Origin of the sequence: Pseudomonas sp. 3-2 (assembly GCF_019710535.1) — a bacterium.
Classification (GTDB): domain Bacteria; phylum Pseudomonadota; class Gammaproteobacteria; order Pseudomonadales; family Pseudomonadaceae; genus Aquipseudomonas; species Aquipseudomonas pharyngis.
This window is the reverse complement of record NZ_CP081200.1, coordinates 4,853,941-4,866,521: the sequence shown is the minus strand read 5'-3', so window position 1 is coordinate 4,866,521 and position 12,581 is coordinate 4,853,941. Positions and strand designations below refer to the sequence as shown.

The 12,581-nt window shown below is 57.3% G+C and carries 11 protein-coding genes, 5 tRNA genes and 2 pseudogenes; 11 read left to right on the top strand and 7 right to left on the bottom strand.

Annotation, left to right across the window (positions count from 1 at the left end):
• The first annotated feature begins 18 nt into the window (after positions 1–18).
• From csrA to K3819_RS22020, 5 genes are all read left to right on the top strand, one after another.
• Positions 19–207, top strand: coding sequence for a carbon storage regulator CsrA (gene csrA, locus K3819_RS22040; RefSeq protein ID WP_002554426.1), 189 nt, complete (start codon positions 19–21; stop codon positions 205–207).
• 62 nt (positions 208–269) lie between these two features.
• Positions 270–360 (top strand) — tRNA-Ser (locus K3819_RS22035).
• A 107-nt stretch (positions 361–467) separates the two neighbouring features.
• Positions 468–544, top strand: a tRNA-Arg gene (locus tag K3819_RS22030).
• Between the two features lie 72 nt (positions 545–616).
• Positions 617–693 (top strand) — tRNA-Arg (locus K3819_RS22025).
• Positions 694–765: 72 nt separating this feature from the next.
• Positions 766–842 (top strand) — tRNA-Arg (locus K3819_RS22020).
• Positions 843–861: 19 nt separating this feature from the next.
• On the opposite strand, the gene K3819_RS22015 is transcribed toward K3819_RS22020, so the two are convergent.
• Positions 862–1,380 (bottom strand): cell envelope protein SmpA, encoded by a 519-nt coding sequence (locus K3819_RS22015; RefSeq protein ID WP_085610729.1) that lies wholly within the window; start codon positions 1,378–1,380, stop codon positions 862–864.
• Positions 1,381–1,700: 320 nt separating this feature from the next.
• On the opposite strand from K3819_RS22015, the gene mgtE reads away from it, so the two are divergent.
• The gene (gene mgtE / locus K3819_RS22010) at positions 1,701–3,143 is read left to right on the top strand and encodes a magnesium transporter (protein WP_007960287.1); all 1,443 of its coding nucleotides are present in this window, start codon (positions 1,701–1,703) and stop codon (positions 3,141–3,143) included.
• A 114-nt stretch (positions 3,144–3,257) separates the two neighbouring features.
• On the opposite strand, the gene K3819_RS22005 is transcribed toward mgtE, so the two are convergent.
• Positions 3,258–3,584 carry an Arc family DNA-binding protein gene (locus K3819_RS22005; RefSeq protein WP_003178899.1) on the bottom strand — a complete coding sequence of 109 codons (327 nt, stop codon included), beginning with the start codon at positions 3,582–3,584 and terminating at the stop codon, positions 3,258–3,260.
• 389 nt (positions 3,585–3,973) lie between these two features.
• On the opposite strand from K3819_RS22005, the gene phnN reads away from it, so the two are divergent.
• Positions 3,974–4,543 carry a phosphonate metabolism protein/1,5-bisphosphokinase (PRPP-forming) PhnN gene (gene phnN, locus K3819_RS22000; RefSeq protein WP_221397936.1) on the top strand — a complete coding sequence of 190 codons (570 nt, stop codon included), beginning with the start codon at positions 3,974–3,976 and terminating at the stop codon, positions 4,541–4,543.
• Here phnN and K3819_RS21995 read toward each other — a convergent pair.
• Positions 4,518–4,697, bottom strand: a complete 180-nt coding sequence (locus K3819_RS21995) for a PA3371 family protein (protein WP_007960291.1) — start codon at positions 4,695–4,697, stop codon at positions 4,518–4,520. The genes phnN and K3819_RS21995 overlap by 26 nt on opposite strands.
• A gap of 20 nt (positions 4,698–4,717) precedes the next feature.
• Positions 4,718–4,945 (bottom strand): hypothetical protein, encoded by a 228-nt coding sequence (locus tag K3819_RS21990; RefSeq protein ID WP_085610726.1) that lies wholly within the window; start codon positions 4,943–4,945, stop codon positions 4,718–4,720.
• Between the two features lie 284 nt (positions 4,946–5,229).
• On the opposite strand from K3819_RS21990, the gene K3819_RS21985 reads away from it, so the two are divergent.
• Positions 5,230–5,306, top strand: a tRNA-Arg gene (locus tag K3819_RS21985).
• Positions 5,307–5,363: 57 nt separating this feature from the next.
• Here K3819_RS21985 and K3819_RS29755 read toward each other — a convergent pair.
• Positions 5,364–5,957, bottom strand: a pseudogene (locus tag K3819_RS29755) (methyl-accepting chemotaxis protein); the annotation flags it as partial.
• A gap of 312 nt (positions 5,958–6,269) precedes the next feature.
• Positions 6,270–7,004: pseudogene (locus tag K3819_RS29750) on the bottom strand (MCP four helix bundle domain-containing protein); the annotation flags it as partial.
• 365 nt (positions 7,005–7,369) lie between these two features.
• On the opposite strand from K3819_RS29750, the gene K3819_RS21975 reads away from it, so the two are divergent.
• From K3819_RS21975 to K3819_RS21965, 3 genes are read left to right on the top strand one after another with little or no spacing between them, the layout of a single operon-like run.
• Positions 7,370–8,770, top strand: coding sequence for a cytochrome c (locus K3819_RS21975; RefSeq protein ID WP_221397935.1), 1,401 nt, complete (start codon positions 7,370–7,372; stop codon positions 8,768–8,770).
• A gap of 3 nt (positions 8,771–8,773) precedes the next feature.
• Positions 8,774–9,328: a sugar dehydrogenase complex small subunit gene (locus K3819_RS21970; protein ID WP_085610723.1), complete on the top strand. Its 555-nt coding sequence runs from the start codon at positions 8,774–8,776 to the stop codon at positions 9,326–9,328.
• Complete coding sequence (locus K3819_RS21965) at positions 9,325–10,959, top strand: GMC family oxidoreductase (RefSeq protein ID WP_064383602.1); 1,635 nt, start codon at positions 9,325–9,327, stop codon at positions 10,957–10,959. The genes K3819_RS21970 and K3819_RS21965 overlap by 4 nt, the downstream gene beginning before the upstream one ends.
• 75 nt (positions 10,960–11,034) lie before the next feature.
• On the opposite strand, the gene K3819_RS21960 is transcribed toward K3819_RS21965, so the two are convergent.
• On the bottom strand, positions 11,035–12,405 hold the full coding sequence (locus tag K3819_RS21960; RefSeq protein ID WP_221397934.1) for a lysozyme inhibitor LprI family protein: 1,371 nt from the start codon (positions 12,403–12,405) through the stop codon (positions 11,035–11,037).
• Positions 12,406–12,581: the final 176 nt, after the last annotated feature.

Below are 12,581 nucleotides of genomic sequence, written 5' to 3'. Positions count from 1 at the left end.
TCGCGTGAGGAGAAAGGTATGCTGATTCTGACTCGTCGGTGCGCAGAAAGCCTGATTATCGGTGATGGCGAAATCACCGTGACCGTGCTCGGCGTCAAAGGAAATCAAGTGCGTATCGGCGTCAACGCCCCGAAAGAGGTGGCCGTGCACCGTGAAGAAATCTATCTGCGTATAAAGAAAGAGAAGGACGAAGAACCAAGCCATTAATTTTTATCGATTTTTATGTTTGCAAACGGGGAAGAAGGTGGTTAATATACGCCCCGTGTTGCGGAGAGCTGGCCGAGTGGCCGAAGGCGCTCCCCTGCTAAGGGAGTACACCTCAAAAGGGTGTCGGGGGTTCGAATCCCCCGTTCTCCGCCATTATTTGCTTAGTACGTTGTAATCTGGCTTTTTATGTAAGTTGTTGAAATTTATAGAAAAAGTGGTTGGAATAGAGATTAGACGGGCTATAATGCGGCGCAACAAATGCACTCGTAGCTCAGCTGGATAGAGTACTCGGCTACGAACCGAGCGGTCACAGGTTCGAATCCTGTCGAGTGCACCATTTAAGAGTCAATTGCAGCGATGTAAATGACTCGGCTTCAACCAGTTGTGATCTGGTCTAAAAACACAAAATGCACTCGTAGCTCAGCTGGATAGAGTACTCGGCTACGAACCGAGCGGTCACAGGTTCGAATCCTGTCGAGTGCACCATTTAAGAGTCAGTTGCAGCGATGCGGATGACTTGGTTACAGCCAGTTGTGGTCTGGTCTAAAAACACAAATTGCACTCGTAGCTCAGCTGGATAGAGTACTCGGCTACGAACCGAGCGGTCACAGGTTCGAATCCTGTCGAGTGCACCATATACCGAAAAGCCCGCGTTTAACGCGGGCTTTTTGCTGTCCTGGATTTGGCTTTTCCTGTCACGCATCCTTTCTCATCAAAATCGATTTGAGCACTGCGCCCTCGCTTGAGGTCGTAACGATAACTCGTTGCCGAATTGCGGATGCTCACCTTGTCGGGTTTGCCCAAAGCGCTTTCAACATCCTGTTGGCTCATGCCGGCGATGATTCGTTGATTGATGATCGCCTCGCGCTTCTGTCGTGCGTCGATCAGATCTCCGCATTTGTCCTGGGTGCGCCCAACGACGGCCATTTCTCGTTTTCTGATATTCATACCGGATATTTCTTCATGCCGGGCTTCGGGTATCAGGTTGACTGTCGAGCCTGGCGAGTAGGGGCGAACTTCCTGCAACGAAAGGTGCTCGTCGTTCGCACAGCTCAGCGTTGTGAACGTGACGCTACCATCAGAAGCTTCGCAGCGATGAAGTGTCGTTGCGTTCCCGATGGTGGGCAGGCAGAGCAGGGTGGTCAGCATGAATCGGGATGTTTTCGATGGCATTCGGCGTCCTCCATGACGATCCTTCTCAAGCTTAGCCGGCAGTTTTTTCACCGCCGGTGTGTTTTCTTTTCAGGATGAGTCGTCGCAGTGTGAAGGATCAGGACAGCGCTCAGCTTTGTCTCGCAAGCGCTTGTTTCAGCCACGATTTTTTAACGTTTAAAACCGTCAGGCGGTGTATCATTGCGCCCGTCAGCCCCGCCGGGGCTTATGGAAAACCTCCATGGACTTACCCAGTAGTTATTCAGTAACCCGTTTCACCAATCATGAATTGACTGATTGATCCTTCCGGCGTGCCCCGCTGCTGGGAGTGGAGTTCGCCTATGTCCGAAATCGAAGTAAAGAAAACACAGGAAAGCCTGCAGGATCGCCTGGCTCAGGTCGTCGAGCTGCTGCAGCGCCAACGGGTCGTCGAAGACCTGACTCATCGCCAGGAAGGCCCGCATCATGACCGGGTCGAGAACCTGGTCCACCGGCAAAACCTCGTCGAGTTGCAACGCAAGCTCGATGATCTGCACTCCGCCGACGTCGCCTACATTCTTGAAGCCCTGCCGCTGGACGATCGTCTGACGCTCTGGCAGTTGGTCAAGGCTGATCGCGACGGCGACATTCTTCTCGAAGTATCCGATTCCGTCCGTGAAACCCTGATCGCCGACATGGACGATCACGAGCTCCTGGCTGCGGCCAAGGACATGGATGCCGACGAGCTTGCTGACCTGGCCTCCGAGCTGCCGCGAGACGTCGTCCATGAGCTGATGGAGACTCTGGACCAGCAGCAACGCGAACGTGTGCGTTCTGCTCTCTCCTACGACGAGGAGCAGGTCGGTGCGCTGATGGACTTCGAGATGGTGACCATCCGTGAGGATGTCAGTCTCGAAGTGGTTCTGCGTTACCTGCGCCGCCTCAAAGAGCTGCCGGGCCATACCGACAAACTGTTCGTGGTCGACTACGACGGCGTGCTCAAGGGCGTGCTGCCGATCAAGCGTTTGCTGGTCAATGATCCGGAGAAACAGGTTTCCGAAGTCATGGCGAGTGACCCGGTGAGTTTTCACCCGGATGAAGACGCCTACGACGCCGCTCAGGCGTTCGAACGTTACGACTTGATCTCGGCCCCGGTGGTCGACAAGAACGGCAAGCTGATCGGCCGTCTGACCATCGACGAAATGGTCGACCTGATTCGTGAAGAGAGCGAAAGCGAAGTCCTCAACATGGCGGGTCTGCGTGAAGAGGAAGATATTTTCGCTTCGGTCTGGAAATCTCTGCGCAACCGTTGGGCGTGGCTGGCGATCAACCTGATCACGGCGTTCGTCGCCTCGCGGGTGATCGGCCTGTTCGAAGGTTCGATCGAGAAGCTGGTGGCCCTGGCGGCGCTGATGCCGATCGTGGCGGGCATTGGCGGTAACTCCGGCAACCAGACGATTACCATGATCGTTCGCGCCATGGCCCTCGATCAGGTCAGCACCGGCAATACCTCGCGTCTGATGCGCAAGGAGCTCGCCGTGGCGTTGATCAACGGCCTGGTCTGGGGTGGCGTGATCGGCGTGGTTGCTTACTTGCTCTACGGAAGCTGGTCACTAGGCGTCGTGATGACGGCTGCCATGACATTGAACTTGCTACTCGCAGCGTTGATGGGGGTGTTGATCCCTATGACCCTGGCGAAGATGGGTCGCGATCCGGCGATGGGCGCCAGCGTGATGATCACGGCCATGACCGACAGTGGCGGCTTCTTCATCTTTCTGGGGCTGGCGACGATCTTCCTGCTCTGACCGACTGCATTGAAACAGCCCGCCGATTGGCGGGCTTTTTTACGTCCTTGGAAAACTCAAATTGCAGGCAAAAAAAAGCCAGCATTCATGCTGGCTTGAGATGTTCGGTTTGGCTCAGGATGCGTCTGCGGCCATTTCGGCGTCGTGGGCGATCAGAGACACCAGCGCGTTCTGCTGGCGATGGGAGAGTTGGCGGAAGCGTTGCAGCAGCTCGCGTTCGTGCAACGACAGCTCAGGGCTGTCCAGGCGCATGCTCAGTTCTTCGCCCAGTGCACCTTCCTGAATAAGACTCTGCTCAAGGCGCGCAATGATCTCGGAGTTCATGCTGCGGTGATGATTGCGAGCCACCTCGGCAATGCGTTCACGCATTCCGTCTGGCAGACGTACGACGAACTTGTCAGCCGTACGGCTGGAATAAATTGCCTGTTTCAATGGGCGCATATATTTAACCGGTTAGTTCAGGGGAGCGGTTCTCGGGATTGGCCGCAGGATGTGTGGTAGGACAAGCATCCGCGCCAAATGGTTCAACCTGAATTGTTAAGAGGCGCGCATCATGCCTCAAAATTGCCAGATCATTGGCGTCAATTCTGTGACAAATATTGATCCGGGTAAAGGCGTAATGCCAGCACCAATTATCAGAAATGCGGACTGGTTTGAAAAGAATGCATCGGCCCGTATCGCTGACCGCCTCCTGAAGCACGTCGGCTGATGCCCGAAGGCCTCAGAACGTGCATGCTATGCGGGTTGAATCGTTGTTCCTTACCTTGTACAGGATAGTGGCAAATGGCCGATTTACTAGGGGCAACTGCCCGCCGGAGGGCGTTTTCAGGATGGATGGAAATTTGATTTATCTCATGGGACCTTCCGGCTCCGGCAAGGACAGCCTGATTGAGGCTGCGCGCGAACCTTTGCGGGCGTTGAATTGTGAAGTCATGCGCCGGGTCATCACCCGTTCGGCCGAATCCGTGGGTGAGGATGCGATCGGTGTGACGCCGCAGGAGTTCGACCGACGTCAGCGTGCCGGCGAGTTTTCACTGGCGTGGCAGGCTAACGGTCTCGCCTATGGCATTCCGGTGGAAATGGATCAATGGCTGAAAGCCGGCAAACACGTCCTGGTAAACGGCTCTCGGGCAAACCTTCGGCAAGCGCTGGAAAGCTACCCGACTTTGGTGCCGGTGTTGCTGACGGTTCGGGAGGATGTCCTGCGTGAGCGACTGCTCCGGCGTGGCCGGGAGACGCTTGAGCAGATCGATGCGAGGCTGGCGCGCAATACGCTGTTCAAGGACAGGCGTTCAACTGATAGTCCTGTGCACCTGATCGACAACTCGGGCGCTCTGGCCGATGCAGTCAATCATCTGCTGGAGCTGGTCAGGTTCAGCGCAATACCGGATCAAACTTGATCTTGCGCCCGGCCACCAGTGCCAATACGAACAGCGCCGAAAAGACGCCGCAACCGATCAAGGGCAGGGATATTTCGGTTTCCTCGAACAGCGAAAAATGCCCGAGGCCACTCAATAAGGCGAGGATCAGAAATCCTGCAGCTGACTTGGACATGCTGTACTCCTGAAGATATTTCAAAAAACCAGACGTTCAGTCGAATGCGTCGGCAACGCCTGTTCAGACTCGCTGACTGCTTGCGGAGCGAAGCTTTGATCGCTCAAGACCGCCCATTGTGGCGCCTTCTGCACTTGCAGGTAGTGCGGCATGCGCCCGGCCACTTTCTCGTTGTCCTCGGGGGCGAAGTGAAAGCCCACCAGGACAGTCAGTGCGATTGCGTTTGCGAACACGAGGGCGCTGTTCATGAGACGAGTCTCCGGTTGTTCTTGTATAAGAACCTGTAAAGCAGCCGTCGTGCCAACAGTCTAACCTCTGTTAAGTCCTTTAAAAACAAGCATTTAGAAGGGTTTTTCGAGTCCCGTACATTGCATTTTGCAATGATGGCTTTTGCGGATGATGCAAATTGCACGGTAAAACGTCCGGCACCCTTGCAAGGCGCCTGCCTACACTTAAAAAGCCCTGCGGACGACATGACAAAACAGGGCCCGGCCGTTAACATGCACGCCGTCTGTCGCACCGACAGATTTGTGTCCCAGTAGCTCAATTGGATAGAGCATCCCCCTCCTAAGGGGAAGGTTGGCAGTTCGAACCTGCCCTGGGACACCATCTATGGAAAAAGCCCCGCGCAGAGTGATCTGGCGGGGCTTTTTTGTTGTCGCGAGTTTACAAGCGGAAGCGACTGACCAGGGTGTTGAACGACGCCGCCAGGTTGGACAGTTCCTGGGTCGAGGCGCTGGTCTGATGCGCGCCTGCCGCCGTCTGGGTGGAGAGATCCTGGATGTTGACCAGATTTCGGTCCACTTCGCGAGCTACGTGTGCCTGTTCTTCCGAGGCTGTGGCGATGACGAGGTTGCGATCATTGATCTGCGAGATGCCGTCGGCAATCAGCTCCAACGCCTGGCCGGTCGCTTGCGCCAGTGACTGGGTTTCGCTGACCAGCGCCTGGCTTTTCCCCATGGCGCCGACGGCTTCGTCTGCACTGTTGCGAACGTCGTTGATCATGCCTTCGATTTCCCCCGTCGAAGCCTGGGTTCTTGCCGCCAGGGCTCGTACCTCGTCGGCGACCACGGCAAAACCTCGACCTTGCTCACCCGCGCGTGCAGCCTCGATGGCGGCGTTAAGCGCCAGCAGATTGGTTTGCTCGGCAATCCCCCGGATCACATCCAGAACCTTGCCGATGTCCCGTACTTTCTCCGCCAGGTCCTTGACCATGGTGGTGGAGGTGGCGATTTCCGTGGTTGCATGGTTGATCGCGGCAACGGCGTTTCGCGCTTGATCGCGGCCGTTGCTGGCTTCCCGGCTGGTGGTCTGGGAGGCCTCGGAGGTGGATACCGCATTGCGCGCAACTTCCTCCACGGCGGAGGTCATTTCCGTGACAGCCGTCGCTGCCTGCTGGATCTCGTCGTTCTGACGAATCAGTCCGCGGCTTCCATTGTCTGTGACGGCGGTGAGTTCTTCGGCGGCGGACGCCAGTTGATCCGCCGCGCTGGCGATCTGCTGAATAGTGCTTTTCAGACTGCCCTGCATCTCGGCCAGGGCCGTGAGCAGCTGGCCGGCCTCGTCGCGGCCGGTGCTGACGATGTTTTGAGTCAAGTCGCCGCCAGCGATGCTTCGGGCGCTTTCAACGGCTTTGGAGATGGGGCGGCTGATCAGTCGGCTGATGAACAGGCCGAGCAAAATCGCCGCGACAAAGGCCAGCACGATGCCGATGTACAGCGAGATCTTGGCAGAGGACTCCGTCAGAACCGATCGCTTTGCGGCTTCGCTGACCTGCATGTCGTTGGAGTTGGTCATGATGGTCAATTCGTCCATGACGACGCGGTAGTTTTTCTGCAGGTCGCCGAGCAGCAGTTCGCGGCCATTTTCCAGGTCGCCGGCCTTCATCAGGCCCAGATACCTTTGCACGATCGCCTGGTAAACGGGCCAGGCCTTCTCCATCCGGTCACCGGCTGCACGTTCGTCGTCGGCAAGCTCGGTTTTCCGGTATTCGGCAAAGGCTTTTTCACTCGCCAACTGGTTGGCGCTCATCGAGGCGAGAAATTCGTCTTTGGTGCTCTGGGGCAGGTTGGCGGCAGTGGCGACGTAAAGCCGATACATGTCACGGGTCTGTCCGACAGCCTTGATTTTGGTCTGCGCGATGTTGGCGACGGCGACGAGGTTGTTGCCGAACACCGATCTGAGGCTTGTCGAGAGTTCGGTCACTCCCCGGCTTCCCAGCAGGCCCACCCCTAGGGTGATGAAGGCGCACGCCGCGAAGGCCGTGATCAATTTCGTGGAAAGTCTTGCGTCATTCAACCAACTCATAAGGGGCATCCTGCTGACATGTGGGGGCGGAGCAATATCGAGCGCAGCTCGTACGAAATGGCTTGTCGTCGTACATCTTTCGGCTGCGGAGTCCACAACTGTAGGGTTACCAGTTGTTTCTTATCTAAATATATTCCGCATTAAACCCCCTTGTAACCAGCGTTTTAGAGCATTCAGCACATACATACAAAAGATGGCACTTGGCCTTTTCTATTTGTTGCCAAGTGTTACATTATGTGGAATATTCCAATAAATACGTACGACATCGTACCTCTTCGTCCTTGTCGCTCAAGATGACGAGGACGCTGTGTTCGTGATTTCCAGAACCGTGAAAAAAAAGAACGAAGCAGCCTAGGGTAGGACTCATGTCGCGTCGCATTGATAAAGGGAAACGCAAGGGGTACGCCTCTGCCGGATTGGTTACGCTGCTGATCGCCATAGCTGGCACCGCGTACGGCGAGACGCTCGACAGCACGGCCTCGGCGGGCAAGCGTCTGGCGGTAGCGGCTGACTGTGTGGCTTGCCATACGGCGCCAGGCGGCAGGGCTTTTGCGGGCGGCTATCCGCTCGGCTCACCGATGGGCACGATCTACTCGACCAACATCACGCCTTCGAAAACGGCGGGCATCGGCAATTACACGTCTGAGCAATTCGCCCGTGCGGTGCGTGACGGGGTGGCGGCCGATGGCACTCGGCTTTACCCGGCGATGCCCTACACCTCCTATTCGAAGATGACCGACAGCGACATTGCTGCGCTCTACGACTACTTCATGCATGAAGTGGCGCCGGTCGATACGCCGAACCAGGAAACCGCTCTGGATTTCCCGTTCAATATCCGCGCATCGATGATTGGCTGGAACGCGCTGTTCCACAGCACGGCGCGCTTTACGCCGGATCCGGCCAAGCCTGCCGAGGTCAACCGTGGCGACTATCTGGTCAACGGCCTGGCTCACTGCGATACCTGCCACACACCGCGCAATGTCCTGATGGCGGCCGACAGCGCAAAACCGTTGGCCGGCGGATCACTGGGCAGTTGGTATGCCCCCAATATCACTTCCGACAAAGTCAGCGGCATCGGTGCCTGGTCGAGCGACGAGATCGTGGCCTATCTGCGTACCGGTCACGTCGAGGGCAAGGCCCAGGCGGCAGGCCCAATGGCCGAGGCGGTGGAGAACAGTCTGCAGCATCTGAGCGATGCGGATCTCAAAGCCATCGCGGCCTATCTGTTGCAGACCACGCCGATCAAGACCGGGGAGAGCAAGGCCCGGCACGAGTACGGTCAGGCATCGGTCGATGAGTTGACGCTGCGCGGAGGCAAACCGGGGGACAACCCAGGCTGGCATATTTTCAGTGGCACTTGCGCCAATTGCCATCAGCCGGACGGTCAGGGCACGCGGGAATACCCATCGCTGTTTCACAACACTGCCACCAGTCGCAGCGACAACCTGATCGCAGCCATCGTGTACGGCGTGCATCGTGAAGTCGACGGTGTGGCCATCGACATGCCGGGTTTCGGCCCGGACGCGTTGTTCACCGACCGCCTGAACGACCAGCAGATTGCCGACGTCAGCAACTACGTGCTGTCGCGCTACGGCAATGCCGACACGGTTGTCACCGCCGCCGATGTGGCACAGGTACGCAACGGTGGGCCCCAGGCGCCACTGGCAGTGATGGCGAAGTTTACGATCCCGGTCATCATTCTCGTGTGCGTGTTGATCGGCCTGGGCGCATGGGCCTTGATTGCACGTCGGCGCAAGGAGGCCTGAGCAATGGACACTTCAATGACGCACAAACACGAAAAAACTCAAACCGAAAGCTCGACTGGGCTCACTCGCCGCAATCTGTTGCGCGGTTCCGTGACGCTGGGCCTGGCCGCGATGATCGGCAGTGCGCTGCCCTGGCAGTCGGTGCTGGCAGCGCAGGTTTCGAGCGACGATTTCATTGCGCTGTCGCAGTTTCTGGTCAGCCGTGCGGTCAATCCGGTTCTGGCCGGTCGTTACTACGCCGCGCTGGACAAGCGCGCGCCGAATTTCTCGACCAACGTGATTGCCCTGAAACAATTGATCGGCGCACAGGGTTACAAGCATGTCGATGAATACCTGGCGCAACCGAACCCGGATCCGTCGCTGCGGGCCACGGCCACCAGCATCATTTCCGCCTGGTATCTGGGTATCGTCGGTGAGCCGGCGGATGCCGAGTTGATCAGCTATTCCCTCGCCATGATGTATCAGCCCACTCACGGCATTCTCATCATTCCAACCTACGGTGGCGGCCCGGATTCATGGGGTCCCAAGCCAGCAGTCAATCAGGACTCGACAGTATGAGCAGCGATCAATTCGATGCCGATGTGGTGATCATCGGTTCCGGTGTCATGGGCGGTCTGATCGCCACGGGCCTGGCCAAAGCGAACAAGTCGGTGATCGTGCTCGAGGCCGGTCCCCGGGTGAATCGCCGTGATGTGGTAGAAACATTCCGCAATGCCCCGGTAAAACTCTCGCTGGCCAATGCCAAGCTGCAGGGCGCCGGGTCGCCTTATCCGAGCCTGCCCCACGCGCCCTCTACCTATGGCGACTATCTGCAGCAGGTAGGGCCGGTGAAATACAACACCTCTTATCTGCGTGTGGTGGGTGGCACCACCTGGCATTTCGGTTCCTCGCTGTGGCGCATGCTGCCCAATGATTTTCGTCTCAAGTCGCTGTATGGCCGTGGTCGTGACTGGCCCATCAGTTATGACGAACTGGAACCGTATTACGCTCGAGCTGAAATCGAACTGGGCGTTTCCGGCGTCGACGGCCAGGACGAAAGCGGGCAGGGCGGGGACGCCTATCCGCCGCGCTCGATTCCCTATCCGATGGAGGGCCTGAAGCCGAGCTACATGTTCAAGCGCCTTTCCGAATTGCTCGGCAAGGGCGGGTATAACCCGATCCTCGAGCCGAATGGCCGGGCGACCCGCCCCTATGGCAAACGGCCTCCCTGTGCCGGCAACAACAACTGCAACCCGGTGTGTCCGATTGCCGCCAAGTACGATGGTTCGATGCACATCGATGAAGCCGAGCGCCATGGCGCCAAGGTGCTGGACAACTCCGTCGTCTACAAGATCGAGGCGGGCGACGACGGCAAGATCACTGCGATCTGGTACATGCGCCCCGACAAGTCCAAACACAAACTGACCGCCCGGGCCTTTGTACTGGCGGCATACGGTATCGAGTCGCCGAAGCTGCTGTTGATGTCGACCTCGGAAAAGTACCCGAACGGGATTGCCAACTCCTCGGATCAGGTCGGGCGCAACCTGATGGACCACACCGGCATCAGCATGAACGTCATGACCAAGGAAGACATGTGGCCGGGCGAAGGGCCGACGCAATTGTTGGTCTATCTGAACAGTCGCGATGGCGCGTTTCGCAACGATTACCCGAGCTACAAGATCAAGGTACGCAACACCGTGCCGACGTCGCAAATCACTTCGAACCTGATTGCCAAAGGCGTGCTGGGCTCGAAGCTCGATGAGCAGATCCGCCTGCAATCGGCGCGCTCCCTGAACTGGGCCGTCGATTTCGAAACCTTGCCGCTGCCGGAAAACCGGGTCACCCCGAGCAAGACCAAGTTCGACGCCATCGGTCTGCCGGTTCCCGAGATCTACTACAGCGTTCCCGACTACTGGCACGCCGGTAAAGAGAAGGCGCTGGAAGACTTCAAGCAGTTTGCAAAACTGCTCGACGCCGACATCCTCAGCACGGACACGGGCTTCCAGAACCGTCAGCACATCATGGGCACCACCATCATGGGCGATGATCCGAAAGATTCGGTGGTGGACCGCGATTGCCGCAGTCACGACCATTCGAACCTGTTCATCGCAGGCACGAGCGTCATGCCATCGTCCTCCTGCGTGAACCCGACGCTGACAGGTGCGGCATTGAGTATTCGGATTGCCGATGTGTTGGTGGCGGAGGTCTGAGAAGCGCCCTGAATTGAAAAGCCCCATGCAGAGAAATCTGGTGGGGCTTTTTTGTATTTCGAAAGGCGCGAAGCTTTAGAAATTATCAGCTCCGCCTTCGGTTTTGCCCACTGACGTGCTGACCTGCGTGATGTGCCGGCGCCCGTTCACTGAATAACTGCGCTGCGGATCTTCGGACTCGGGTTTGCGCATCAACAGTAACGCAGGCAGACCGCTTTTTTCGTCGTAGGTACCGAACCAGTTGATCAGTCGTGCGACATAACAATCATCACCAATGACTACGGGGAAATCGGCGACAGGTTCGATCGCGTAGTAACTCGCGCCATAGCCGTAGTACTCCTCAGTGTCCTTGGCGGATGGAGGGATGGGGCAGAGTGGTGTTTTCTGCTGTCCCGTCATCCCTGGATTTGCATTCATGCCGGCCACCGCCTGGGCTAGAACCTTCTGCAGGGACGGTTCCAGTTCGTAGGCTTTATCGCTGTCCTCGATGTGCTGAGTATGTGGAACGGTCAGTTGGTAGTCATAGCGCACGCTGATCGTTGGCGCCTCCCGGTTGATCTTCAGGGGATTGAGCAGATAGACCTGATCTTCGCCGTAGCTGCCGTTTCGGTAGGCGAAATAGATTTTTCCGCGAGCACCAATCAGGTACGCGGATTGATTGGCGCCGCGGTCATTGGTATAGAAAAGGACACTGTCGTTACTGGTCTGAGGGGCAATCTCAGCCGTTCTCCTGATAAATCTGCCGTCGACGTGACGCCAGGTTTCCGTGTAATGAAACATCCCGGTGCCGCCAGCGTAGGTTTCCACAATGAGGTCGCGCTGGCCGTCACCATCCAGATCCATCAGGGTGTACGAGGTTTGGCCGGACTCTGCGGCTCCCTTGATGTCGGATGCTTGCAGTGCTTTCCACTCGTCTTGCGTGACATCTTTGGGAATGGTCGTAGGGAAGAGCGGTTGCTCATCTTCATCCAATTCGGCTGAAAATGAGCTGCCGACGTAGCCAAGGGTCAGAGAATCCAGCGCCCGCTCCAGCGCAAACTCCGGGTTCTCCTTGCTCATCTCCCGAATCCGTTGTTGTAGATCCTCCATGACCTGTCTATCAATGTCGTCTGGCTTGTAGGCCGCCGCCTCGATCCACTGCGCGTGCAAGACCTGCAAACGATCCTGATAACGCTGGTTCAGACAACCGAACTCCTCGCCACATCGATCACGCTCTTTCAGCCACTGACGCTGAGCCTTTTTCACTTCGGCCTGCTCCGGGGCAGCTTTCATCAACTTCCGGTAAGCCGCCCCCATCTGCACATCCAGCTCATATAGCGGCTTGTCCGCGCAAATCGCCTGCTCCACAACACTCGCAGCCTTTGTGCAATCCATTCCGCTCGCCAGTGCCTGCTGAAAAAACAGCAGCGCACAGGCCGACACGATGTAGCGTCCCTTGATGTACACGATGAATCCTTTGCCGTTGGAAGGTGAGAACCGCCGCGCAGGGTAATCCTTGCGCAACGAATCTTGAACCCCCGCTTCAAGAGAACCGCTGATCCGGCCGATAACCCGTTCGGTGACTTCAGAGTCGCGCGAAATCGCTTGATAGCATTTGGCCGGCAGCTATCATCTGCGCGCCT